Raw genomic sequence first — 25,391 nt, 5'->3', positions numbered from 1 at the left:
TAATATGTTGAAATTGGCAAGAATACGTTTTACGACATTATGTGTGTTTTTTTTTTCGATTGGATGTGTTTTTTCGCAAAATACAATTAATGATAGCAAGAAAAATCCCGATAATATTAAGATAGGAGCTTACTATTTTGATGGCTGGACAGGAACTTATCCTTATCACATCACTCAGGAATTAACAAATTCTTTTTCAGAAAGAGAACCAATATGGGGTTGGATAACAAGTTCACAAGATATCGTTAATAAGCAAATTAAGGAAGCTTCACAAGCAGGACTTTCTTTTTTTAGTTTTTGCTGGTATTATACAGAAGCTGAGAAACAAAAAAAAGAACCATTGAATAATGCTTTGAATTTTTATCTAAAATCAGATGATATTGATAAGCTACAATATATGTTATTGGTTGTAAATTATGGCGGAGCTAGTATTGGTCCTGATGATTGGAATTTTGTGTGTGCTGAATGGATAAAACAATTTAAGAATAAGAGCTATGTAAAAGTGAATGGAAAACCACTGATTACTTTTTTTAGTATAAACTCCTTGTTAGAAAAATTTAAAACCGCTAATAAAGTAAAAGAAGTACTGGATTATTTACGATCTACAGCTTCTAAATCTGGCCTGGAAGGCGTTTCTATTGCAATCTGTATTGGATCAAGTAAAGATGAAATTCAATTAGCCGAAAGTTGTGGATTTGATATTTTAACAGGATACAATTATCATAGTAGTGGATTTAGTGACAATAAAAAGGTTCTTCCAGTGGAAAATTTACAAAAGGGAGAATTAAATATATGGAATCGTTTTGCAAATATGAGTAAATTGCCATATATACCGGTGGCAACTTTAAATTGGGATCCCAGACCTTGGGCTTCTACTAATAAAAGTTATTCAGATAGTCCTTATTTTGCGGGTTTCTCTGAAAATAGTGTGTATAATTCAGTACTCGCTTGTAAAAAATGGTTGGAAACAAATTCTAATAATACTGTAAAAGAGAAAATTGGATTTATTTACGCTTGGAATGAATATGGAGAAGGTGCATATTTGACGCCCACAAAAAGCAGTTTTAATCCTTTAATAGGACTTAAAAAAGCTTTAAAAAATTAAAAAAAAATATTTACGATTTTAAATTATAATGAAAAAGAGAATATTTGTTGACGCGCATGTCTTCGATGGGGAATTTCAAGGGACAGTTACTTATATAAAAGAAATTTATAATGTTTTAATAAAAGAACGCCCCGATGTTGTATTTTATTTTGGAGCAAATAATGTTAATAATTTAAAGAATATTTTTGGTACACCAGATAATGTTAAGTTTGTTAAATATAAATTTAAAAGCAGCATTCTTCGTTTAGGAGTTGAATTGCCAATTATATTATTGTTTAATAGAATTGATTTAGCACACTTTCAATATGTAGTACCGTTTTTCAAGGTTTGTAAATTCATGACTACAATTCACGATGTTTTATTTCTTGATTTTAAAACTGAATTTAGTAAATTTTATATCTTACAAAGAAATTTTTTTTATAGGAATTCAGCAAGATTGTCTAATTACATTTTCACAGTATCAAATTATTCGAAAGAAAGAATTGAACATTATTTCCCATTTACTAAAAATAAAATAATGGTTAGCCAAAATGCAGTTAATCTGGAATTATTTTATTTAGGAAGCAAACAGGAGAGTAAAAAATATATTGCAGAAAAATATGGAATAAGCAAATATATTTTGTATGTAAGTAGAATAGAGCCTCGAAAAAAACATGATCTTTTGCTTAAATCATATTTAGATTTAAAACTTTTTGAACAGGGAATTTCTCTCGTCTTTATAGGAAAAGAATCTTTAAAAAATGATTTTCTCAATGAAATGGTAGAAAAGAATCTTAATTTAGAAAAATATTTTTATTTTGAATCTATTGAGCAGAAAGATTTGAGAGAATTTTTAAATGGTGCGGAATTATTTGTATATCCATCACTTGCTGAAGGATTTGGAATTCCTCCTCTTGAAGCAGCCGTTTTAAAAACACCTGTTCTATGCTCTAATAAAACGGCAATGAGTGATTTTGTTTTTTTTAAAGATGACTTATTTGATCCAGAAAATAAACAAGAATTTGAAATCAAACTTCTTGAAAAATTAAAGAACAAACCAAATGAAGATCATCTTAACAATATTTTTGAAAAAATTGTAGCAACATATAGATGGGAAGATTCAGCAAACAAAATAAATAAAATTTTAAATAATATATAGTATGATAAATTTTGAAAAATTAGAAGAAAATAAACAATTGCTAAGAGAACAATATCTTACAGCAATTCCATTCCCGCATTTGATTATTGATGATTTCTGTGATTTAGAAAAGACCCATCAAATGTTAAGTCTTATACCTGAATTAGAAAATAAAAGTCGTGATTATATGTTCGCGAACAATAAATTTGAAAAATCAAATTATAAAGAGCTTGGTTCAGTTTTTAATGAATTCTATGAAGATTTAAAATCTGACCGATTTAATCAGTTTTTAAGCTATATTGCTTGTGAAGATGTTTTTGTCGATCCAAAAAATCATGGAGGAGGTTTGCACCAAGGGAAAAAGAATAGTTTCCTAGATATGCATTTGGATTTTAATTATCATCCAATTAACAAAAATTGGTATCGCAACATGAATCTTTTATTTTATTTGAATAAGGATTGGAAAAAAGAATATAAAGGGGAACTTAAAATTGAAGATTTAAGATCAGGGGTAAAAAGAGAATTAGATATTCCTTTAAATAGAATGATAATTCAGCAATGCCGCCCTTATTCATTACATGGCTATGATATGACAAGTTTTCCAGAAGGAAAAAATAGAACTTCAATCGCTACTTATGCATATACCAATCATAATACAATTCTGGAAACTCCACGAACTACGGATTGGTTTCCAAATAAAGACTCTTCTCCATTTAAAAAATTTGCAGCCAAACATTATAACACAGCTGTTCAATTAAAAAATAAATTTTTTGGAATTGGAACCGCAAAAAATCAGTAAACATTTTGAAAATATCAATAATAGGTACAAGGGGAATTCCTAATCACTATGGTGGTTTTGAACAATGTGCAGAGTATTTAGCGCTTGGTTTGATTAAAAGAGGCTTTGAGGTTGTTGTTTATAATTCACATAATCATCCTTATCAAGAGAAGTATTGGAAAGGCGTTCAAATCGTACATTGCTATGATCCCGAAAATAAATTAGGAACTGCAGGCCAGTTTATATATGATTTTAATTGTATTCTAGATGTTAGAAAACGTAATTGCGATATAGTTTTGCAATTAGGATATACCAGTAGCTCTATTTGGGGATGGTTAATGCCTAAGAGAGCAGTGATAACAACCAACATGGATGGTTTGGAATGGAAGAGGACTAAATATTCTGAAAAGGTAAAAAGGTTTCTTCGATATGCAGAATCATTAGGCGTTAAATATAGTGACCATCTTATTTCCGATTCAATTGGTATTCAAAACTATCTTAAGAAAACGTATAATGTCGAGTCTACTTACATTGCATACGGTGCAACTCTTTTTGAGAATAATAATGCAGATGTTTTGAATGATTATGCTTTGAAATCTTATAACTACGATATGCTGATTGCTCGTTTAGAACCTGAAAATAGTATTGAAGTTATTTTAGATGGTGTAGCAAAAGCGAAAACTGATCGTCCATTTTTAGTAATTGGTAATCATGAAACACCATATGGGAAATATTTGAAACAAAAATTCTCTTCTTTTTCGCAAATTAGATTTATTGGAGGTATATATGATATTAATGTTTTAAATAATTTACGCTATTATTCAAATATCTATTTCCATGGTCATACCGTTGGAGGCACTAATCCATCATTATTAGAAGCTATGGCATCTAATAGTTTGATTTGTGCAAATGATAATGATTTCAACCGTTATATCTTGGGAGAACAAGCTATCTATTTTAAAGATTCAAAAGATGTGGCTGATCATTTATTAAATGTGAAATATGAAGAAAATCAATTTCAGTTAATGTTAAGCGAAAATAAAAGAAAAATTACCGACCAGTTTGATTGGGAACTGATCGTTGATCAATACGCTAATCATTTTAAAGATATTTTAAAAGTTAAAAAAAGTAATATCTAATTTATGAAAATTCTACAAGAACTTTCAGAATATCGTTTTTCTCGTTATTTTAAAGCTATTTTTTTAGTTTGGGATGTGGTATTGCTAAATACTGCAATTGTTTTATCGGCATTATTAAGATTTGGAACTATTGATAAGCTATTCTTAAAAGAAGTACAAACGATTTCTTTATTAGGTAATTTAGTTTGGATTTCGCTTTTGTTGTATAAAGATTCTTTTAGAATTGTTAGGGTCGAGCCTATCGAATCTATATTAAGACGAACGATTAAAAAAGTAATCATCCATATAGCAATAACAACTTTTTTTGTTGTGGTCCTAAAATACAGTGATATTTCGAGACTTCGTTTGGTTTATTTCTATTTGATTTTCTTTGGATTGCTCATGATTTCACGATTCTTATCAATGAAGCTTCTCAAATACATCAGAGCAAAAGGGTATAATTTTAGGAGTTTTATCATAATTGGTGCCAATGATACAGGTGAAAGAATGCGAAGAATTTTAGCCAAAGATCTTACCTATGGTTATAGATTTCTCGGCTTTTTTGACGAAAGGGTCGATCCATTCGCATTTATTTCGCATCCAATTTTAGGAGGATTTGATCAAATAGAGGAGTTTATTATAAACGAGGAAGTCGATGAAATGTATGTGGCATTACATATTGATAACATCGCAGTTATAAATAAATTAATAAAAATTTGTGAGCATCACATGGTGCGAATAAAATTCATACCAGATTTTCAATTGTACACAAAATCAAATAAGGTCGAAATGACTTTTTATGAAAACACTCCAGTCTTAATGTTTCGCCGAGAACCGTTGGAGGCAGCAGTAAATCGTTTTTTGAAAAAGGTATTTGATATCTGTTTTTCACTATTTGTTTTGGTATTTATATTTCCGTGGTTGTTTCCGATTATAATGATTATTATTAAAATGGAATCTCCTGGCCCGGTATTTTTCAAGCAAGAACGATCCGGTAGAGACAATAGATCTTTTACATGTCTAAAATTTAGAAGTATGCGCTTAAATGGCACAGCTGATAGCAAGCAGGCGGTAAAAGGTGATAGTCGTGTCACTAAATTTGGTTCTTTTATGAGAAAAACAAGCATTGATGAATTGCCTCAGTTTTTTAATGTCTTTTTTGGGGACATGTCTGTGGTTGGTCCACGGCCTCATATGGTAAATCATACTAAACAATATAGTGAGTTAATTGACAATTATTTAGTTCGCCAATATGCCAAACCAGGTATAACCGGATGGGCTCAAGTTAATGGTTTCCGTGGTGAAACTAAAGAGCTCGTTGATATGGAAAATAGAGTAGAGTATGATATCTGGTATATTGAAAACTGGAGTTTGCTGTTGGATATTAAAATAATAGTAAAAACAGTTGTCAATGTATTTAAAGGAGAAGAAAACGCCTTTTAATGTTTGTCCAGATTATATAATTTTTTTAAAATTAAATTCTGACCAATATAATTGCTTTAGAACCGTTAAGCTTGTGTAATAAAATATTTTAATCCTTATCTTTGCCCCCGTAAATTGTAGACCTAATGAAATTGAATTCTTCTTTTTTTATGAAAGCTATTAGCTTTTTATTTCTTTTATTTTTATGTTTTTCCTGTGGATCTAAAAAAGACATAGTTTATTATCAAGATATTGATAAATTGTCTCAGCAAAACACAAATTCTTTTGAAATTAAAATTCAGCCTGATGATTTGTTAATGATTATCGTTTCAGCAGATGATCCAGAAGTCGCTTTGCCGTTTAATTTAAAAACGGTCAGTATTTCTACAAATAATAAACTTGATCTAGTTCGTGGTCAAGAAACAGTTCAGTTGTATTTAGTTGATCAAACAGGTAATATAGAATTTCCAGTAATTGGAAAATTACATGTGGGTGGATTGACCCGTACGGAAGTGCTAAAATTACTTCAAGATAAAATTAGTACTTACATTAAAAATCCGATTATCAATCTTCGCATTATGAATTTTAAAATTTCATTGCAAGGTGAAGTTAATTTGCCGGGAACTTATCCGATTGCATCTGAGAGAGTAACTTTGATTGAAGCGTTAAGTATGGCAAAAGACTTAACCATTTATGGACGAAGAGATAATATATTAGTTATTAGAGAAACTAATGGAGTAAAATCATATAACAGAGTTGATATAACAAAATCAGATTTTATTAATTCACCGTTTTACTATTTGGCTCAAAATGATGTTGTATATGTAGAGCCTAATCAGACAAAGGTAAATGCATCAGCAGTTGGTCCAAATACTTCAGTAATTATATCGGCGGTTTCTATTTTAGTATCGCTTTCTGTCCTAATCTTTAAATAAAATTGAACTAAAAAATGCAAAAGCAAGATTTTTATAATGACGTAATTGATGATGAAATCGAAGATGTTAATTTAAGAGAACAACTAGATAAATATTTAATTCACTGGCGTTGGTTTTTAATAAGTGTTACTGTTGGTTTAGTTTTAGCTTTTGTTTATTTGCGTTATACTACACCAAGTTACGAAGCAACAACCTCTATTTTAGTTAAGGATGAGAAAAAAGGAGGAATGCTTTCAGAATTATCTGCCTTTGCTGATTTAGGATTAGGCGGAAGTATGAAAAACAACGTCGATAATGAAGTTGAGATTTTAAAATCACGAACATTAGTAGAAAATACGATAAAGCGGTTAAATTTAGATGTTGCGCTTTATGTTGAAGGAAAAGTTGTTGATCGTGACATATATTTAGATGCGCCAATTAATGCTCGCTTTACAAACAAAACGATCCTATTCGATAAGAGTGAGGCTGTCTTAAATTGTAAACTTTTAAATTCAACTACATTTTCATTAGAAAACGAAGAAGGAGAGGAAAAGGGAAATTTTATTCTGTCTACTAAAAATGAATTTAAATTTGGGGAAAAAATACCTACTACAGTAGGTGTTTTAGTTATTGTAAAAACAGCTTTTTATGCTAAAAACCATACTGGTAGATTTGAATCCATTCGTATAGTTATTAATCCATTGGATGAATTGACTGAAAGTTTTAGAAAAAAATTAAAGGTAGAACCTATTAGCAAAACTAGTAGTGTTGTGAACGTTTCAATTTCTGATCCTGTTGCTAAAAAAGCAGAAGATTTTTTGGATAAAATGATTCAGATTTATAATGAAAATGCCGCTGAAGACAAAAACTTCATTTCAGAGAATACTTCAAGGTTTATTGCTAGTAGATTAGCATTGATTGCTCAGGAACTTGATGGTGTAGAAGCTGATGTGGAAAGTTTTAAAAAATCTAATAAATTGACAGATATAGAATCTGAAGCAAAACTTTTTATTGAAGGCTCTACAGAATATGATAAAAAAGGAGTTGAAACTGAAATTCAATTGAATGTTGTTTCTTCACTTTTGGATTTCATGAAAAAAAGTACTAATTCTGATTTATTGCCATCTAACATGATTTCTGACAATACTGACGCAAGTGGTTTAATTTCATCTTACAATCAGTTAGTTCTAGATCGTAATAGGATTTTAAAATCAGCTACTGAAGAAAATCCATCAGTAGTGAAATTGGATCAACAAATCACGTCATTAAAATCAAATGTTGCTTCTAGTTTAAAGCGTATACAAGCTAATTTGCAAATTCAAAATCGTGATATTAAAAGCCAGGAAAGTGTGTTGAATAATAAAATTGGTAAAATTCCAGTTCAAGAGCGTCAGTTTAGGGTAATTGCAAGACAGCAAAAAGTTAAAGAAGAACTATATTTGTATTTACTTCAAAAACGTGAAGAAACTGCAATTTCTCTGTCTGCAACGGAACCAAATGCAAGAGTAATTGATGCTGGAAAAGCAGAGAAAGATCCAATCAGTCCAAAGAAAAAAATTATTTATTTGGCTGGAATGTTGTTAGGGCTGCTTGTGCCATTTGGTGCGATTTATGGAAATGATCTTTTAGACACAAAAATTAAAAGTAAATTGGATCTTGAAGGGAAAACTCAAATTCCATTTATTGGAGATGTGCCAACTTCAGATGATATTGCCGAATTAATTAAGTCAGAAAGCAGAACAAGTTCTGCTGAGGCAATTCGTATTGTGAGAACCAACTTGGAGTTCATGCTTACAAAGGTTCCAGATGGAATTGCAAAGACTATTTTTGTGACTTCTACTTTCCCTTCTGAAGGTAAAACATTCATATCTGTGAACTTGGCAGCAACTTTTGCTTTGTCAGGACGACGAGTTTTGTTGATTGGTTCTGATATTAGAAATCCAAAGTTTGGAGAGTACATCAATGTTCCGGGCGTAGGTTTAACTAATTATTTATCATCTACGGATAAGGACGTCAAAGATTACATCATTAAACATGAAGGATACAAGAATTTCTTTATTCTGCCTTCTGGGGTGATTCCTCCAAATCCGGCTGAATTGTTGATGAGCAATAAAGTAGATCAGCTTTTTGAGGAACTTAAAAAAGAATACGATTATATTATTGTAGATACTGCTCCGGTGAGTTTGGTTACAGATACATTATTAATCGCTAAAAATGCGGATACATTTGTATATGTGATGCGTGCTAATGTTCTAGAAAAGCGTATGCTGAATATTGCCAATACATTCTACAAAGAGAAGAAATTACCTAATATGTGTATCGTACTTAATGATACCGATTCTACAAAAGGTTACGGTTATGGTTATGGTTATGGCGTTAAAGTAGATAAGAAACCATGGTACAAAAGATTAATCTCTAAGAAATAAAAAGAGATATTGTAAATAAAAAACGGCTCAAGTAATTGAGCCGTTTTTTTTATTTATAAGAATGTAGATTAAAATTTGAAGAATTGATTGTTTGCAATAACGTCTTTTAGTGCCTTAACATTATTATTGTCAATTTTTAGTTTTTGATTAAAAGAAGCTATATGGTTTTTATGGTGTACATCTGTACCAACAAAATCATACATTCCTTTTTTAAGAAGCTCGTCTGCTACTTTGGTGATTTCACCACCGTAGTATCCAACTGTCGCCAACAAATTAAGTTGAAACATGCATCCCGCTTTTTTTAATTTGTCATATTCATTGAAATTTTTATGATAGAACAAATAGCGCTCTGGATGTGCTAATACTGGAATATAGCCTGCTACTTGAATGTCGAAAAGAATTTTGTACAGTTGAACAGGTGCATTCATATATGACATTTCTACTAAAACATAGTTGTCCTTCAATGTCAAAAGTTTTTCATTTTGGAAATGATTCTCAAACCAATCATCCATGAAATATTCTGCTGCTGCTTTAAAAGGTATATTGACATTTTCAGCTTCCAACAAAATTTGAGTTTCTTTTTGTTTAGCAATAATTTCTTGAGGCGAATTATTCCAAATGTAATGACTAATATGTGGTGTAGCAATAAATTGCTCAACACCCATTTCCTGAAAAGACTTGGCAAGTTTGCTCGTGTCTTCTATTGTCTTGGCACCATCATCAATTCCTGGTAATAAATGTGAATGAATATCGACATAGTTCCCAGCAAGAAGGTCCTTTAGGTACGGTTTTGATTTTAAAAATGATAACATGCTGCAAAAGTAAGGAAAGTACTTCGTATTTTATATTATAAAAGGTAAACTTTTTATTACAGGTATATTTAGAATTGTGATATGATTTTTCTATCTCAACAATTATTTTATATTTGTTTATAGTAATAATTTAATGTTCTATGAGAATTAAAGAGAATTTGTATAATCAAAGAATTGTTTCTATAGATGCTTTGCGAGGAATTACAATTTTTGTAATGATATTTGTAAATGAGTTGGCAAGTGTAAAAAATGTGCCTCAATGGACGAAGCACATGCCCGCCGATGCCGATGCAATGACTTTTGTGGATGTTGTGTTTCCTGCTTTTTTGTTCATTGTTGGAATGTCGATCCCATTTGCTTTTAATGCTAGATTAATAAAAGGCGATAGCGCAAAAACAATTTGGATACATACTTTGAAAAGAGCATTGGCTTTGATAATCATTGGCGTTTTCATGGTCAATGCCGAATATGGTTATGATGCTTCAAAAATGATAGTCACTCCAGCTTTTTGGGGACTTTTGGCTTATGCGATGCCTATTCCTATTTGGAATAAATATGCTAAGAATTTTCCGGCTTGGTTGAAAAATACGCTTCAGTATGGTGGAATGCTTGTTTTGTTAGCCCTTTATTTTCTGTATATTCAAGATACGGGTGAAAGAGGAATGACGCCAAAATGGTGGGGAATTTTAGGTTTGATTGGATGGGCTTATCTTATTTCTGTTGTTTATTATTGGTTGGTTTCGGGCAAGTTGTATGCAATGATTGCTTTTTTGATCTGCTGCGTAATCGCAAATTCGATTAACTTAACTAAGAATGTTCATTTGCCGGAATGGCTTGGTTTTATTTTCGGACATTTAACTCATGCTTCGTTAGTGACGGCTGGAGTTGTAATTTCATTGATGTTTTTTGATCGAAAAATCGAAACCAAAATCAATTGGGCCGTAATAGTATTTATAGCATTGTTTTTTGTTGTCGGTTTTGCACTTCGTCCGTATTACGGAATTTCTAAAATTCAAGGCACTCCATCATGGACAATGATTTGTGCCGGAATTTGTACCATTTTGTTCTACTTTCTTTTTTGGCTTATGGAAGTCAAAAAACAAACAAAATGGAGCGAGTTTTTTATGCCCGCAGCAGCAAATCCGTTACTGATTTATATTTTGCCGGGCGTTATTTATTATTTTAATTTAGCTTTTAATATTCAAATTATTCCAGAATATTTTAGAGAAGGAGTTCCGGGAATTATTTGGTCGTTGCTTTTCTCGACGATTATGCTTTTGGTTATGAAAATTTGCAACAAATATAAAATTCAACTGCATTTATAAAAAGGTTTCAGGTTTCAGGTTGTCAACTTGAAACTTGAAACAAATTCTCAGCGAACTCTCTTGAAGGCAATTGTACCACTTCGGTTTTTATTGTCTTTAAAAGTCCCTTCGAGTTTATTTCCGTCTTCAGACAAAATTAAAGTGTGCGTTCCTGCAGTAGCCCAACCTTCAATTGGCAACGTCACATTAACGTTATAGGTAATTGCATTTCCTGTCCTTTTTCCTGTGCCACTTTCTACGAATTTTTGCCCTTTCCATTCTAAATAATGAGTGAAAATAATCTTTCCGTTTTGCTCTGAGATAATGGCGACAGCATTCTGAACGCCTGGATTAATATCTTCCCAAACCCCATTGATGTCAATTTTTGGCGGAATTGATTTTTGTTGGCTATGGCCAAGATTAAAAAAAAGTACTGCAACAAAAAGCAAAAGTCTTGTTTTCATAGTTTAATTGTGAATTAGAACGGATTTTATTTCTAAAGATGCGCCTGCAACGGGATTGTAATTTACAAAATTGAACTTGCAAAGATTATGAATATTCAAAAGTCTTCCGCTTGATAATCCGTCTTGTCTAAAGTTTGTCCACGGAATTTTCACTTTTATAAATTTCTTGGGAGACGGATTCAAATCAACTCTTGGGTGTGAACCGCCATGTACGCAACCCGTCCCGTTTTCATTTCCTTCTCGCGCTTGAAGTTTTATCAAATGAGAAGATCTGTAGGTTATGCTTACAAACTTTGATTCTGAAACATTTGTGGGTTTCCCATCATTAGAATCAGATGGCGTAATCATCACATTTAATTCAATTTCTCCTTTTGGATGATCATTTGCAGTAACTTTCACGATGCCATTTTTTAGCCGAAGATTATTTATGGTTTCTTGATTTTCATTTGCAGGCCCAGCAATGTACCAAGTAGATTTTTCAACCAAATTAAAAACAGATTCCTGATTGTTTTCTTTTGAAGAAAAACCAAAAAGAAAACAACAACATATAATTAGCAAAAGAAATAAAGAAATAGGAACTTGCTTCTGAGTTTTCATAGAAATGAATTATTTCGAGATCAAATCAAAAATATCATTTTTTAGGATAATTAGCGCTTTTCTTGGGGTTTATTATTTTCTAAAATCAGCTTCTGTTCAGAATAAAATTTTAAATTTGTAAGAAGTTGTTTCTGAAAGCCTTATATGATGAAAAATACGAAATGTCTGATTGTCTTGTTTTTCTTTTTTTTAATGCCGTTTTGTTATTCGCAAACTGATTCAATTACGAATAATAAAAGAGATATTCTGGATGTTCTATACAAACTTTTTCACAAGAACGATTCTGTAAGAACCGGGATGGATAAAAAGATTGCTTTTTCATTATTGCCCGTTCCTGTCAATGCTGATAAAAGTGCAGGGTTGGTGGTTTCCTTTTTGACTTCTTTTTATTTGGGCGATGAAAAAACGACCAACATGTCTCAAGTCACATTTTCACCTTATTTCAGTTTCACTAATCAATATGTTTTTCCAATTCAATCCTATATTTATACAAGAGATAATCATTGGAATTTTATAGGAGATTATCGTTTTATGATTTATCCGCAAGATACTTATGGTTTGGGCGGAAATAATACGGCAGATGAAATGTCTACTCTCGATTACCAACAATGGCGTTTTTACCAATTTGTGACACGAAAGATAGTTGGCAATTATAGGGCGGGATTGGGTTTGCTGTATGACAATTATCAAAATATATCTGAGGAATCTTATATAGATGGTGAGACAGATTACTATAAATATATGAATGGAGATTTTTCTAACGATACTTCTTTTGGAGTTGCGATTCAAGGACTTTATGATTCTCGTGAAAATAACGTAAATCCTGAACAAGGGATGTATATAGAAGCTGATTACAGAATAAATACGAGCGGAGTGGAAGGGAAAAAATGGAATTCAATTTATATAGACGCGAGAAAATATCATTCGTTTAGCAAACAAAGACATAAAGTTTTGGCCTATCGAGCATTTTATTGGTCGACTTTTGGAGGAAAGCCTCATTATTTGGATCTTCCAAGTATTGGTTGGGATCGTGACGGAAAAACAGGAAGGGGCTTTACCCGAAATAGATTTCGAAGCAATGCGCTTTTATATTTTGAAGGAGAATACAGAATGGATATTTCAAGAAATGGATTTTGGGGAGCTGTTTTTTTTACTAATATTTCGTCGGTTTCAAAGTTTGAGACTTATGATTTCTCAAAATGGAATCCCGCTGTTGGTACGGGACTGCGCATTAAATTTAACAAAAAAAACAACAGTAATTTAGTATTGGATTACGGAATTAGTAAAAACGATTGGTCATTGCGATTAGGTTTATCTGAAAATTTCTAACTTCCCCAAAAATAAATTTCCTGTTTTTTTATGCAGCTTTCGGTTATCATCTTAAATTATAATGTGCGTTATTTTCTGGAACAGTGCGTTTTGAGTGTTCAAGAAGCTGTTTCTGCAATGGATGCCGAAATCATTGTAGTCGATAATAATTCTTCTGATGATTCTTGTCTGATGATGCAAGAGCGTTTTCCTTCTATAAAACTTATTCAAAACAAAGAAAATTTCGGATTTCCAAAAGGCAATAATATTGGCGTTAAAGAAGCGAAAGGAAAATACATTTGTATTTTGAATCCCGATACAGTCGTCGCAGAAGATACTTTTGCAAAAATTTTGGCTTTCGCCGAAGAAAAACAAGACTTAGGAATTGTAGGATGCAAGCTAATTGACGGAAAAGGGAATTTTTTGCCCGAAAGTAAACGTGGAATCCCAACACCTTGGGTTGCTTTCACGAAAGTTTTAGGATTGTATAAATTCTTTCCAAAATGGAAAATCTTTAATCAGTATTATGCACAGCACATAAATGAAAATGAAAACGGGAAAGTCGAAATTCTTGTTGGAGCATTCATGCTAATGAAACAAGAGCTTTACGAGGATTTGAAAGGTTTCGATGAAGATTGCTTTATGTATGCAGACGATATTGATTTGTCGTATCGTGTGTTGCAAAAACAAAAGACAAATTATTATTTCGCTGAAACAACGGTTTTGCATTATAAAGGTGAAAGCACTATAAAAGATGAGAAATACATGAAGCGTTTTCAAGAAGCAATGAATTTCTTTTATAATAAGCATTTCAGGAAATCATTGTTTTTTAGTTCGTTTATTCAGATAGGCATTTGGTTTTTCTCTTTTATAAAAATGTTTCAAGGAAAACCAAAGCGAAAACCGCTACCGGAAAAGTATATTTTTTACTCTTCAAATAGTATTTTGTCTGAAAAACTACCGTCAATTTTGAAAAATAAAGTGCTGTTTTTGGATTTCAAAAAAGAAAAAATGGTAAATTCGTCCCACGTTTTTAAGGGTAAAAGAGTTGAGATTATTTTAGATAATCAGTACGTTTCGTTCAAAAAATGTATCAAAATCATAGAAACTCTTAAAGATAAGAATGTTACTTTTAAGATTTTCCCCAAAAAAACTAATTTTATTATTGGAAGCAATTCGCGAAATGACAGGGGGCAAATTGTAAAAATTGAGTAAAAAATTATATTAAATGTAATTTATATTTAAAATATTCAGTAATTTCGCAATCTGAAAATCAAAATCACCCTTGAGGTTAACAATATGGCAAGATTTGAATTAAAACTTCCTAAAATGGGAGAAAGTGTCGCTGAAGCAACTATTACAAACTGGTTGAAAGAAGTTGGAGACAGAATTGAAGCTGATGAAGCTGTACTGGAAATTGCGACTGATAAAGTTGACAGCGAAGTGCCAAGCGAGGTATCAGGAGTTTTAGTTGAACAATTATTTGGTAAAGATGATTTAGTTCAGGTAGGGCAGACTATTGCAATTATTGAAACAGAAGGTGATGCTCCAGCTGAAACAAAAGTCGAAGAAACAGTAATTCCAGAAGCAGCGGCAGAAATTGAAAAAACAATTGAAGCAGTTAAGGAAACGGTAAGTGCGCCGCAGGATTTTGCTTCGTCTGATAAATTCTTTTCTCCATTGGTTAAAAATATTGCCAAAGAAGAAGGCGTTTCTGTCGCTGAGCTTGACAGTATTCAAGGTTCAGGAAAAGATGGACGTGTAACTAAAGAAGATATTTTAAAATATATTGAAGATCGTAAATCTGGAGTAGCAGCTCCCGTTGCAGCAGAGCCTGTAAAAGTTGTTGCAGAACCAGTAAAAGTGGCTGAGCCAGTAAAAGCGGTAGAACCAGTAGTGCAAAAAAGTCATCAAGCGGTTCCGGTTTCTGTAAATGGAGGTGATGAAATTATCGAAATGGACAGAATGCGTAAACTGATTTCAGGATACATGGTGGCTTCAGTGCAAACTTCGGCTCACGTTCAGTCATTCATTGAGGTTGACGTGACGAACATTGTAAAATGGAGAGATAAAGTGAAAACAGCTTTCGAAAAAAGAGAAGGCGAGAAATTGACTTTTACGCCAATTATGATGGAAGCAGTTGCGAAAGCTTTGAAAGATTTTCCAGGAATGAATATTTCTGTTGATGGTGAATATATCATCAAAAAGAAAAATATAAACTTAGGAATGGCGGCTGCATTGCCAAACGGAAATTTAATTGTTCCTGTAATTAAAAACGCAGATCAGTTAAATCTGGTTGGAATGGCGAAAGCGGTTAATGATTTAGGAAATCGTGCAAAAGCTGGAAAACTAAAACCAGACGATACGCAAGGCGGAACTTATACAGTTACCAACGTAGGAACTTTTGGAAGTGTTTTTGGAACGCCAATTATCAATCAGCCTCAAGTTGGTATTCTTGCCCTTGGAGCAATTCGTAAAGTGCCTGCGGTTATCGAAACTCCAGAAGGTGACTTTATCGGAATTCGCCAAAAAATGTTCTTGTCGCACTCTTACGATCATAGAGTTGTAGATGGAGCTTTAGGAGGAAGTTTTGTGAAAAGAGTAGCAGAATATTTAGAAGCTTTTGATGTAGATAGAGATTTCTAATCAATTCATAAATAAATTTCAAAACCCGGAAAAAGTCATGATTTTCCGGGTTTTTTATTAACAAGAAAATTAGAAGTTAAAATTTCATGACTGCCATTTAAGGCTCTTGATTAAAGTTAAAATCTAATAAATGGCCTTTTTTTAGGCAAAAAAAATAAAAATAGGGGCGGAAAATTCGGCTTTAAAATTTACATTTGTAATCTTATAAAAATTAAAATGGAATTAAAACTTAACAAACCAATTTGCTTTTTTGATCTTGAAACAACAGGAATAGATATCGGTAAAGATCGAATCGTAGAAATTTCAATTTTCAAAGTTTTCCCAAATGGGAATAAGGAAAGTAAAACATGGTTGGTGAATCCTACAATTCCAATTCCTCCTCAAACAACAGCTGTGCATGGCATTACCGATGAAAAAGTAGCAAACGAACCTACTTTTGCAGAACTTGCGCCTCATATTTATAATATGATAAAAGATAGTGATTTGGGAGGTTTTAACTCAGATCGTTTTGATATTCCGTTGCTTGCTGAAGAATTGCTTCGTGCAGGAGTTGATTTCGATATGAAAAACAAGGTTTCTGTAGATGTGCAAACTATTTTTCATAAAATGGAAGAACGTACATTAAGTGCCGCTTTGAAGTTTTATTGCGGAAAAACATTGGATAATGCGCATTCGGCAGAAGCAGATACAATGGCGACTTACGAAATTTTAAAAGCACAGTTGGATCGTTATCCTGAATTGGAAAATGATATGAAAGCATTGTCTGAGTTTACAACACGCAAAAAAATCGCTGATTTTGCAGGAATGATTGCTTTTGATAAAGATGATGAAGAGATTTTTACTTTCGGAAAACACAAAGGAGCCAAAGTTGAAAAAATTCTTGAAACAGAGCCAGGATATTTCAGCTGGATTCAAAACGCAGATTTCCCATTGTACACCAAAAAGGTTTTAACTGGAATTAAATTAAGAAAATTAAATACGAAATAAGGGACTGAGGTGCTAAGGTTCTAAGGTGCTAAGCTTTTTAGCGCCTTAGAACCTGAGTGTCTTAGAACCTTAGAACCTATAAAAGAAATGAAGATTATTTGCATCGGTAGAAATTATACCAATCATATTGAGGAATTAAAAAACGAACGTCCAGACGAACCGGTTATTTTTATGAAACCTGATTCGGCAGTTTTGTTGAAACAGCATCCGTTTGTAATTCCAGAATTTTCTGAGGAGATTCATCACGAAATAGAGATAATTGTTAAAATAAATAAAGTGGGGAAGTACATCGAACCTAAATTTGCTAATAAGTATTATGACGAAATTAGTGTAGGTATCGATTTTACTGCCAGAGATTTACAAGATAAGCTAAAAGCAAAAGGATTACCTTGGGAAAAAGCAAAAGCATTTGATGGTTCTGCTGTGATTGGAGATTTTTTGCCAAAAAGTGATTTCGTTTCTATGGAAAATCTTACTTTTGAATTGAAAAACAATTCTAATACAGTTCAAAAAGGCAATACTAGCTTGATGCTTTGGAAAATTGATGAGCTTATTGCTTATGTTTCTCAGTTTTTTACATTAAAAATTGGAGACATAATTTTTACAGGAACGCCTGCGGGAGTTGCGCCTGTAAAGCCAAATGATGTTTTAGAAGGCTTTTTAGAAGATAAAAAATTATTCAGAATACAAGTAAAATAATGGCTTTAAAGTACAACCTTTCGAAAGTATATGCGCTTTCAGACAATGATCCGGAATTTGTAAACGAAATTCTTAAATTATTTGTTACTGAAGTTCCTGAAGATTTAAAGCAAATCAAAGAAGGAATCAAGAAAAAGGATCATAAATATGCTTATTCTTATGCGCACAAAATAAAGCCTACATTAGATTTGATGGGCTTGAATGTCGCTTTTGAAGAAATTCTTCAAGTTGAAGCTTGGACAAAGGCTGAAGGCAAGAAAAAAGATATCATTGAGACTTTTAAAAGTATTAAAGTACAAGTAAAAGAAGCGATAAAAGAAATCAAAAAAGACTTTGATCTTTAAAATCTAAATCGGGCTTATTCCTAGCTCTACTAAATAGGAATAAGTCAATTTTTTTATTTTTCTAAATTTTGTGAAAGTGGCTTTTAATTGGTAAAAGCCCTTTAATATCTCCTCAAAACAAAATTTACAATTCTATAAATTTTTGTCTTACTCATGTAAGAAATAATAAAGCATTTTAATGTTATGAAAGCAACTATTATAACTATTGGGGATGAAATATTAATAGGTCAGATTATCGATACGAATTCGGGTTTTATTGCAAAATCATTAGACCGAATTGGTGTTGAAGTGACGGAAATGATTTCCATAAGTGACGATAAAAAACAGATTTTAGATACGTTTGCTCAGCTTCAAAATAAAGTTGATATTGTTATTGTAACAGGAGGTCTGGGGCCAACAAAAGACGATGTCACTAAAAAAACATTCTGTGAATATTTTGATGATGAGCTTGTTGTGAATCCGGAGGTTCTAGCGCACGTGACGCAATTGATCGAAGGTTTTTACAAAAGACCAATTTCGCAATTAAATAAAGATCAGGCATTAGTTCCGTCAACTTGTACTGTTTTGCATAATCAAGTGGGGACTGCGCCAGGAATGTGGATGAAGAAAGAAAGCACTGTTTTTGTTTCGCTTCCGGGGGTTCCGTATGAAATGAAATATTTAGTTGAAGAGGAAATAATTCCAAAAATAGTTCGTGAATACAAACGTCCATATATTATTCATAAAACTATTTTGACTTATGGTCAAGGAGAGAGTTTAGTTGCTGAACGTATTGAGAATTGGGAAAACAATTTGCCAGAATTTATCAAATTAGCTTATTTGCCAAATCCAGGAAGAGTTCGATTGCGTATGACTGCCCGCGGAACGGATAAAGAAGAGTTAGAAAAGGCAATTGAAGATAATGTTCGCTCTCTTGATGCGATAATTCATGATATTATAGTCGGTTATGAAGAAAACGAAACAATTGAAACCGTTATTGCAAAGTTTTTGACCAAGCAAAATAAAACAATTTCAACGGCAGAAAGTTGTACGGGAGGGAAAATTGCTTCGCTTTTATCTTCTGTGCAAGGAGCTTCTAAATATTTTAAAGGAAGTGTTGTTTCGTATGCTACAGAAGCAAAGGTCAATGTTCTTGGGGTTTCGCAGGATTTAATTGATCAATTTTCTGTAGTTAGTGCTGAGGTTGCATCGGCTATGGCTTTGAATGTGAAAGAGATGCTTAAAACAGACTATGCAATTGCAACGACAGGTAATGCGGGGCCTTCAAAAGGTGACTCTGATGCTGAAATTGGTGCTGTTTTTATTGCATTAGCGACGCCAAATGAAGTAATTGTTGAAGAATTTAACTTTGGACAACCTCGTGAAAAAGTGATAGATAGAGCCTCTATTAAGAGTTTAGAAATATTACAGAAAGAAATTTTAAAAATTGTGCAATAATTTTTTGCTACAATGGTTTATTTTTCTTTTCTTTGCACCCTGATTTTGAATAACGATAAAAGATAAGTATAATGTCAAGAGTTTGTGACCTTACAGGTAAAAGAGCGATGGTAGGAAATAACGTTTCTCACGCTATGAACAAAACTAAGAGAAAGTTTTCTGTAAACTTAGTTAAAAAGCGTTTTTATCTTCCAGAAGAAGATAGATGGATTACTCTTAGAGTAGCAGCATCTACGATAAAAACAATTAATAAAAATGGAATCACTGCAGTTTTGAAAAAAGCGCAGTCAGAAGGATTTATCAAATAATCTTTTCCTAAATAAATATATAGCAAGATGGCAAAGAAAGGTAATAGAATCCAAGTAATTTTAGAATGTACTGAGCACAAGACTTCTGGTGTTCCAGGAACTTCTAGATATATTACAACTAAGAACAAAAAAAATACTCCAGACAGATTAGAGATTAAAAAATTTAATCCAATCTTAAAAAGAGTAACTGTTCACAAAGAAATTAAGTAATAATTAGAGATTTTTATAAATCTCAAATGGTTTGGCCATTCGAGTTTTATGAAAAGTTCAATAACATTTGAATCATGGCAAAGAAAACCGTAGCATCGTTACAAACAGCTTCTAAGAGATTGTCAAAAGCCATCAAAATGGTAAAATCTCCTAAAACTGGTGCATATACATTCGTAGAATCTATTATGGCTCCTGAAGAAGTTGATGAATTCTTGAAAAAGAAATAATTACAATTACATTATATAGAAAAGCTACTTTCTTACAGGAAGTAGCTTTTTTATTACCTATATTTGTCTAAAAATTTAAAGAATCGCAACAATTGGTCTTTTTTTGAAAAACAATTACGCTTTCTTTAAAGATTTGGATTTCTTGCATGGAAATTGAGAAATCTAGTAAATCTAAATAAACTACAAAAAATGAGTTTTTTTAAAAAATTATTCTCTACCGAAAAAAAAGAGACTTTAGACAAAGGTCTTGAAAAAACTAAAACTACTTTTTTCTCGAAGTTAAGCAAAGCCGTTGCTGGAAAATCTAAAGTCGATGATGATGTTTTGGATAATCTAGAAGAAGTTCTTGTGGCTTCAGATGTTGGTGTTAACACTACTTTGAAAATCATTGAAAGAATTGAAAAACGCGTTGCTGAAGATAAATATCTTGGAACTGACGAGTTGAATCAAATTCTTCGTGATGAAATAGGTGCTTTATTGGCTGAAACTAATACAGGCGAAGCAACAGAATTTGAAATTCCGAAAGACAAAAAACCTTACGTTTTAATGGTTGTTGGTGTTAACGGAGTTGGTAAAACTACGACAATTGGAAAATTAGCTTATCAATTTAAGAAAGCGGGCCACAAAGTGGTTTTAGGTGCAGCTGATACTTTCCGCGCTGCAGCGATTGACCAATTACAAGTTTGGGCTGATAGAGTTCAAGTACCAATTGTAAGGCAACAAATGGGGAGCGATCCAGCTTCTGTAGCTTTTGATACTTTACAATCTGCTGTAGCTCAAGATGCTGATGTCGTAATTATTGATACTGCTGGACGTCTGCATAATAAAATCAATTTGATGAACGAGTTGACAAAAGTAAAACGCGTAATGCAAAAGGTGGTTGCTGATGCTCCTCACGATGTATTGTTAGTTTTAGATGGTTCAACTGGTCAAAATGCTTTTGAGCAGGCAAAACAATTTACAGCTGCGACGGAAGTAACTTCATTGGCAGTAACTAAGTTAGATGGAACTGCAAAAGGTGGTGTTGTAATTGGTATTTCGGATCAGTTTAAAATACCAGTAAAGTATATTGGTGTTGGCGAAGGTATTGAAGATTTGCAGGTCTTTAATAAATATGAATTCGTTGACAGTTTCTTTAAATAATATATAATGAGTCTTGAATCTTTAAAAAAATTACCTCCTATTGCATTTTATTTTGCAAGCATAATTTGTCTTGCAATAGCTAACGTCATTAGGGATAATTCGCTTTCTTTTTATTACATTCTATTAGTTCTTGGTGTAGGTTTGTTCTTTTTAGGAATTTTAAAAAGATTGAAAACTAAGCGATAATTATATTTTGTAGATGATACGGTTTTTGCTATTCATTTTGTTTTTTGGTTTGTTTTCATGTACGAAGACTAAAAATGAAATTGAAAATCAGAAAGTTATTGTCATTCAACCTCTAGGTGATTTTCAAGTAAAGCAATCTCGTAAAATTTTTGCCGAGATTAAGGCGATCAATCCCAAAGTAGTTTTGAGGCCAAATATTCGTTTTCCGGAAAAATCATTTTATAAGCCAAGGAATAGATATCGAGCAGATAGTATCATTAAGAATCTAAAAAATGATATTGGGCGAGATTCCATAATTGTTGGTTTGTCGCATTTTGATATCAGTACGACTAAAGATGGTGTGAAAGATTGGGGTGTAATGGGATTAGGTTATAGGCCTGGTAAATCTTGTGTTGTTTCAGATTTTAGATTGTCCCCAAAGAATAAAAACGAGCAGTTTTATAAATTAGTTTTGCATGAATTAGGACACACAGAAGGTTTGCCACATTGTAAAATTAAAACTTGCTTAATGCGTGACGCTAAAGGTCGAAATCCTTTTGATCAAGAAAAAAGCTTCTGCAATGATTGCAAAAGCTTTTTGAGAAGTAAAGGATGGCAATTGATTTAAAATTGCTTTATTGATACAACGCGTTTATCTTTTCCCAAAGCGTTTTGTCAAAATCAGATAATGCTAGATTTACGTTATCTGCTGCATCTCCCATTCTGATAACGACCATTTTCTTGCTTGGAATTACATAGATTTTTTGGTCGTTTTTTCCTAAAGCCATAAACATATCGTTTGGCCCAGTTGGGATTACGCTTCCTTGAAAAGTAAGTTGTGATTGTGGCAAATGATAAGAGGCTTTTCCGTTTAACCACCATAAGTATCCATATCCCAAATTGATGTTTTGCGAAGTTGTTGTTGCTTCATTGAAATAGGCTTCATTCAAAATGGTATTGTTTTCCCATTTTCCTTTATTGAGCATTAACAATCCAAAACGCGCCATGCTTCTTGTAGTGCTGGTATAAACACTGTTTACTCCAAGCTGGACCCAATTTCCGTTCATCCCGATTTTGTCTCTTAATTTGCTGTTGAAATAAGTTTCCCACTTTTGTCCGCTGGCTTTTTCTACAACATCTTGAAGTTTTACATAAACGTTGTGATACGCCCAGCGCGTGCCTGCATCAGCTTTGTATATTAAATTTGCTGGTTCAACATCGTCGGTGCTGTCGTCTAGACCTGATGTCATCGTGAGCAAATGTTTGCAGGTAATGAGGTCTTCTTTTGCTGCAGTTTCGCTTGTCCATCCAGTACCTAGATATTTTGAAACTTTGTCGTTTATGTTCAGCAAATTTTCTTGTTGTGCAATTCCGGTTACAGTAGAGGTCAAGGTTTTTCCGGCGCTAGCCCAATACCAGTTTGTTGTTGCTGAATGTCCGTTGAAATAATTTTCTAAAACGATTCGGCCGTTTACTAAAATCATAAATGATTTCGAGTTTTTAAGTTCTAGATAATCTAAAAGTGGCTGTACGGCATTTTGATTCCATTTTAAGTCAGCAACTGATTTTGTTTCCCAAGTTGTTCCTGTTAATGGCGGAAAATACATGTTTTCTGTTGGAGCAGTATCTGGTTCGGTTGTGTCTTTACTGCATGCGCTGAACAATAACATTGTCAGGATGATACAAATGATTTGTTTCATGTTTTTTTGGTTTTGGTTTTGGGGTTTGACCAAAAATATGTAAAATAGTTTAATGGGTTTTGTAAATTTTTATTTCTTTTGAAATTTATAAGTTTAACTTTGTAGTTCGCTAAATTTTCTTTTGAAAACAGGTGCCCTAGCCCTGATGGAAGCGGCATCCTTTTATGGTGGGGTTCACCATAAAAGATACAGTGGACAGCAGGAAACGGCTCCTACTTAATACTATAAATTACTATGAAAAACACTTTTATGATTTTGGTTTTATCGCTTTTGTTTGTGGGGTGCAAACAGGAGATCAAACCGGCAGATATTGCAAAACTTAATGGCTACTGGGAAATTGAAAAAGTTGTTTTTGATAAAGGGGAAGAGAAGGCTTACGGAATGAATGAGAACTTTGATTTTTTTAAAATTAAAGGAACAAAAGGAACGAGGACGAAAGTGATGGCACAATTAGATGGGACTTTTTTGACTACGAATACTTTTGAGAATTTTTCGGTTAGATTTACAGATAAAGGAACTTTTTTGGATTATAAAACGAATTATGCGAAGTGGAGCGAGGAGCTGATTTCGATTTCGGACAAAGAGTTTGTGGTGAAAAATGACCAGAATAAAGAGTATCATTATAAAAAAGCAGGACCAGTTAATATTTTAAACGATGGCAAAGAGACTAAATAACGAAAGTACGATTGGGGCTGTTTTGAAACAAATTATTCAGACAAACAAGCTTCAGTCTGGAATGGATGAAATTGATGTACGTGACGCTTGGAAACAATTAATGGGAAGTGGTGTAAACACATACACGAGAAACGTTGTATTGAAGGGGAGCACGCTGTACGTTGAATTGGGTTCAGCTGTTTTAAGAGAAGAACTAAGCCACGGAAAGTCTAAAATCGTTAAAATGATTAATGAAGAATTGGGTCGTGATGTGGTGAAAGATGTTGTTTTGAGGTAATATGAATGATTTTGTTTAATATGAAGTCTAAATTTAAAATTTTTCCGGTTTTACTTATTTCGTATCTTTCAATTTTAGGTTTGTTGGTTGTTTATATGGCATATACGTCTCCTGTTGCAGGTATGATTTTGCCGATTCTGATGTTATTATTTGTAGTTTTTTTTTGGCTGACAGTTTTAAGAACCAGAGCATTTAAAATAGAAATTGATAAAGATAGAATAATTGTTAAACGATATTTTGGAATTGGAAAATCTAAAGTTTATCATTTTAATGAGTTAGAAGGTTTTGTAACTTTACTTGAATCCGCAAAGGGTGCAATTACAGAATCTGTTTTTATTGTTAAAGAAGGAAAAAGAATAGGTGGTATTTCTAGTTTTTATCATTCTAATTTTGATAATATGAAAATGTTGCTGCAAAAGAATCTTGTTGATTTGGGAGAAATAAAATCGAATTTTAAAAAGGAATCTTCTAAACTTTTCCAGTAGTAAAATATAAAAAGGCCGATTCAATTTTGAATCGGCCTTTACTTTTAAAATTAATTTACAAAGTTCAGCAATCTAAAATCTGAACTCTAAAATCATAAATTAAAACTGCTCTCTTCCTGCGAAGTGGAATGCACCTTCGATTGCAGCGTTTTCGTCGCTGTCAGATCCGTGAACTGCATTTTCTCCAATTGAAGTAGCATATGCTTTACGAATAGTTCCTTCAGCAGCTTCAGCTGGGTTTGTAGCACCAATTAAAGTTCTGAAATCTTCTACTGCGTTGTCTTTTTCTAAAATTGCAGCAACAATTGGTCCGCGAGACATAAATTCAACTAATTCTCCGTAGAAAGGTCTTTCTGCGTGAACTGCGTAAAATGCTTTTGCATCAGCTACAGTTAATTGAGTTAATTTTAATGAAACGATTTTGAAACCTCCATTAGTAATCATTGCTAAGATATTCCCGATGTGTCCGTTTGCAACAGCATCTGGTTTAATCATTGTAAAAGTTCTATTTGTTGCCATTTTATTGCTTATTTTTAATTTTGTGCAAAAGTAGACTTTTTTTGTGAATTGATTTTAATAAATTCATAATTAAAACACATTAGAATGATGTTTTAACCAAGAAAGTGTTTTTTTTAAACCGTATAAGTTATATAAGTTCATTTAATTGTGCGCAAAAAATATGGAGCTTCGCTAAAATGAACTTATATCACTTATATGGTTAGA

At 32.6% G+C, this 25,391-nt stretch carries 28 protein-coding genes; 23 read left to right on the top strand and 5 right to left on the bottom strand.

Features of this window, described 5'->3' with window-relative positions:
* Positions 1-4 precede the first annotated feature (4 nt).
* From AAYQ19_RS08515 to AAYQ19_RS08485, 7 genes are all read left to right on the top strand, one after another.
* Complete coding sequence (locus tag AAYQ19_RS08515) at positions 5-1,105, top strand: glycoside hydrolase family 99-like domain-containing protein (RefSeq protein ID WP_343535813.1); 1,101 nt, start codon at positions 5-7, stop codon at positions 1,103-1,105.
* A 28-nt stretch (positions 1,106-1,133) separates the two neighbouring features.
* Positions 1,134-2,243, top strand: coding sequence for a glycosyltransferase family 4 protein (locus AAYQ19_RS08510; RefSeq protein ID WP_343535812.1), 1,110 nt, complete (start codon positions 1,134-1,136; stop codon positions 2,241-2,243).
* A 1-nt stretch (position 2,244) separates the two neighbouring features.
* On the top strand, positions 2,245-3,021 hold the full coding sequence (locus AAYQ19_RS08505) for a 2OG-Fe(II) oxygenase (protein ID WP_343535811.1): 777 nt from the start codon (positions 2,245-2,247) through the stop codon (positions 3,019-3,021).
* 5 nt (positions 3,022-3,026) lie between these two features.
* A complete protein-coding gene (locus AAYQ19_RS08500; protein WP_343535810.1) occupies positions 3,027-4,139 on the top strand; it encodes a DUF1972 domain-containing protein in 1,113 nt (370 codons plus the stop codon).
* A 3-nt stretch (positions 4,140-4,142) separates the two neighbouring features.
* Positions 4,143-5,561, top strand: coding sequence for an undecaprenyl-phosphate glucose phosphotransferase (locus AAYQ19_RS08495; RefSeq protein ID WP_343535809.1), 1,419 nt, complete (start codon positions 4,143-4,145; stop codon positions 5,559-5,561).
* 149 nt (positions 5,562-5,710) lie between these two features.
* On the top strand, positions 5,711-6,475 hold the full coding sequence (locus AAYQ19_RS08490; protein WP_343535808.1) for a polysaccharide biosynthesis/export family protein: 765 nt from the start codon (positions 5,711-5,713) through the stop codon (positions 6,473-6,475).
* 14 nt (positions 6,476-6,489) lie between these two features.
* Positions 6,490-8,880: a GumC family protein gene (locus AAYQ19_RS08485; protein WP_343535807.1), complete on the top strand. Its 2,391-nt coding sequence runs from the start codon at positions 6,490-6,492 to the stop codon at positions 8,878-8,880.
* Between the two features lie 68 nt (positions 8,881-8,948).
* Here AAYQ19_RS08485 and AAYQ19_RS08480 read toward each other — a convergent pair whose 3' ends face one another.
* Positions 8,949-9,692 (bottom strand): tyrosine-protein phosphatase, encoded by a 744-nt coding sequence (locus AAYQ19_RS08480; RefSeq protein WP_343535806.1) that lies wholly within the window; start codon positions 9,690-9,692, stop codon positions 8,949-8,951.
* A 140-nt stretch (positions 9,693-9,832) separates the two neighbouring features.
* Between AAYQ19_RS08480 and AAYQ19_RS08475 the strand changes: the two genes are divergently transcribed.
* Positions 9,833-11,017: a DUF5009 domain-containing protein gene (locus AAYQ19_RS08475; RefSeq protein WP_343535805.1), complete on the top strand. Its 1,185-nt coding sequence runs from the start codon at positions 9,833-9,835 to the stop codon at positions 11,015-11,017.
* Between the two features lie 47 nt (positions 11,018-11,064).
* On the opposite strand, the gene AAYQ19_RS08470 is transcribed toward AAYQ19_RS08475, so the two are convergent.
* Together AAYQ19_RS08470 and AAYQ19_RS08465 are read right to left on the bottom strand one after the other, a co-directional pair.
* Positions 11,065-11,460: a hypothetical protein gene (locus AAYQ19_RS08470; protein ID WP_343535804.1), complete on the bottom strand. Its 396-nt coding sequence runs from the start codon at positions 11,458-11,460 to the stop codon at positions 11,065-11,067.
* Positions 11,461-11,463: 3 nt separating this feature from the next.
* Complete coding sequence (locus AAYQ19_RS08465; protein ID WP_343535803.1) at positions 11,464-12,057, bottom strand: hypothetical protein; 594 nt, start codon at positions 12,055-12,057, stop codon at positions 11,464-11,466.
* 147 nt (positions 12,058-12,204) lie between these two features.
* Between AAYQ19_RS08465 and AAYQ19_RS08460 the strand changes: the two genes are divergently transcribed.
* From AAYQ19_RS08460 to AAYQ19_RS08405, 12 genes are all read left to right on the top strand, one after another.
* Positions 12,205-13,386 carry a BamA/TamA family outer membrane protein gene (locus tag AAYQ19_RS08460; RefSeq protein WP_343535802.1) on the top strand — a complete coding sequence of 394 codons (1,182 nt, stop codon included), beginning with the start codon at positions 12,205-12,207 and terminating at the stop codon, positions 13,384-13,386.
* A 30-nt stretch (positions 13,387-13,416) separates the two neighbouring features.
* Complete coding sequence (locus tag AAYQ19_RS08455; RefSeq protein WP_343535801.1) at positions 13,417-14,580, top strand: glycosyltransferase family 2 protein; 1,164 nt, start codon at positions 13,417-13,419, stop codon at positions 14,578-14,580.
* An 84-nt stretch (positions 14,581-14,664) separates the two neighbouring features.
* Entirely contained in the window at positions 14,665-16,011 is a 1,347-nt protein-coding gene (locus AAYQ19_RS08450) for a dihydrolipoamide acetyltransferase family protein (protein ID WP_343535800.1), read from the top strand.
* 216 nt (positions 16,012-16,227) lie between these two features.
* Positions 16,228-16,998: a 3'-5' exonuclease gene (locus AAYQ19_RS08445; protein ID WP_132989687.1), complete on the top strand. Its 771-nt coding sequence runs from the start codon at positions 16,228-16,230 to the stop codon at positions 16,996-16,998.
* Between the two features lie 87 nt (positions 16,999-17,085).
* Entirely contained in the window at positions 17,086-17,697 is a 612-nt protein-coding gene (locus tag AAYQ19_RS08440) for a fumarylacetoacetate hydrolase family protein (protein ID WP_132989688.1), read from the top strand.
* Positions 17,697-18,041, top strand: coding sequence for an Hpt domain-containing protein (locus tag AAYQ19_RS08435; protein WP_343535799.1), 345 nt, complete (start codon positions 17,697-17,699; stop codon positions 18,039-18,041). Before AAYQ19_RS08440 ends, AAYQ19_RS08435 begins: the two co-directional genes overlap by 1 nt.
* Before the next feature lie 183 nt (positions 18,042-18,224).
* Complete coding sequence (locus AAYQ19_RS08430; RefSeq protein WP_343535798.1) at positions 18,225-19,478, top strand: CinA family nicotinamide mononucleotide deamidase-related protein; 1,254 nt, start codon at positions 18,225-18,227, stop codon at positions 19,476-19,478.
* A 71-nt stretch (positions 19,479-19,549) separates the two neighbouring features.
* Entirely contained in the window at positions 19,550-19,786 is a 237-nt protein-coding gene (rpmB, locus tag AAYQ19_RS08425) for a 50S ribosomal protein L28 (protein ID WP_008468080.1), read from the top strand.
* A gap of 27 nt (positions 19,787-19,813) precedes the next feature.
* A complete protein-coding gene (gene rpmG / locus AAYQ19_RS08420) occupies positions 19,814-19,996 on the top strand; it encodes a 50S ribosomal protein L33 (RefSeq protein ID WP_008253902.1) in 183 nt (60 codons plus the stop codon).
* A gap of 74 nt (positions 19,997-20,070) precedes the next feature.
* Positions 20,071-20,223, top strand: a complete 153-nt coding sequence (locus AAYQ19_RS08415) for a DUF4295 domain-containing protein (protein ID WP_070261881.1) — start codon at positions 20,071-20,073, stop codon at positions 20,221-20,223.
* A 189-nt stretch (positions 20,224-20,412) separates the two neighbouring features.
* Complete coding sequence (gene ftsY / locus AAYQ19_RS08410) at positions 20,413-21,366, top strand: signal recognition particle-docking protein FtsY (protein WP_343535797.1); 954 nt, start codon at positions 20,413-20,415, stop codon at positions 21,364-21,366.
* Positions 21,367-21,565: 199 nt separating this feature from the next.
* Positions 21,566-22,159 carry a Zn-dependent protease gene (locus AAYQ19_RS08405; RefSeq protein ID WP_343535796.1) on the top strand — a complete coding sequence of 198 codons (594 nt, stop codon included), beginning with the start codon at positions 21,566-21,568 and terminating at the stop codon, positions 22,157-22,159.
* A 7-nt stretch (positions 22,160-22,166) separates the two neighbouring features.
* Here the strand turns inward: AAYQ19_RS08405 and AAYQ19_RS08400 are convergent, their stop codons facing one another.
* Entirely contained in the window at positions 22,167-23,231 is a 1,065-nt protein-coding gene (locus tag AAYQ19_RS08400; protein ID WP_343535795.1) for a serine hydrolase domain-containing protein, read from the bottom strand.
* A gap of 234 nt (positions 23,232-23,465) precedes the next feature.
* On the opposite strand from AAYQ19_RS08400, the gene AAYQ19_RS08395 reads away from it, so the two are divergent.
* Genes AAYQ19_RS08395 through AAYQ19_RS08385 form a run of 3 tightly spaced genes read left to right on the top strand, consistent with a single transcriptional unit; the run spans position 23,466 to position 24,668 of the window.
* Positions 23,466-23,906, top strand: coding sequence for a hypothetical protein (locus tag AAYQ19_RS08395; protein ID WP_343535794.1), 441 nt, complete (start codon positions 23,466-23,468; stop codon positions 23,904-23,906).
* Positions 23,887-24,183 (top strand): DciA family protein, encoded by a 297-nt coding sequence (locus AAYQ19_RS08390; RefSeq protein WP_026728031.1) that lies wholly within the window; start codon positions 23,887-23,889, stop codon positions 24,181-24,183. The genes AAYQ19_RS08395 and AAYQ19_RS08390 overlap by 20 nt, the downstream gene beginning before the upstream one ends.
* A 20-nt stretch (positions 24,184-24,203) precedes the next feature.
* Positions 24,204-24,668, top strand: a complete 465-nt coding sequence (locus tag AAYQ19_RS08385) for a hypothetical protein (RefSeq protein WP_343535793.1) — start codon at positions 24,204-24,206, stop codon at positions 24,666-24,668.
* A gap of 99 nt (positions 24,669-24,767) precedes the next feature.
* On the opposite strand, the gene AAYQ19_RS08380 is transcribed toward AAYQ19_RS08385, so the two are convergent.
* On the bottom strand, positions 24,768-25,187 hold the full coding sequence (locus tag AAYQ19_RS08380; protein ID WP_031456090.1) for a nucleoside-diphosphate kinase: 420 nt from the start codon (positions 25,185-25,187) through the stop codon (positions 24,768-24,770).
* Positions 25,188-25,391 lie beyond the last annotated feature (204 nt).

The organism is Flavobacterium mesophilum (genome assembly GCF_039581405.1).
GTDB lineage: Bacteria > Bacteroidota > Bacteroidia > Flavobacteriales > Flavobacteriaceae > Flavobacterium.
This window is presented reverse-complemented; position numbering and strand designations above follow the sequence as displayed.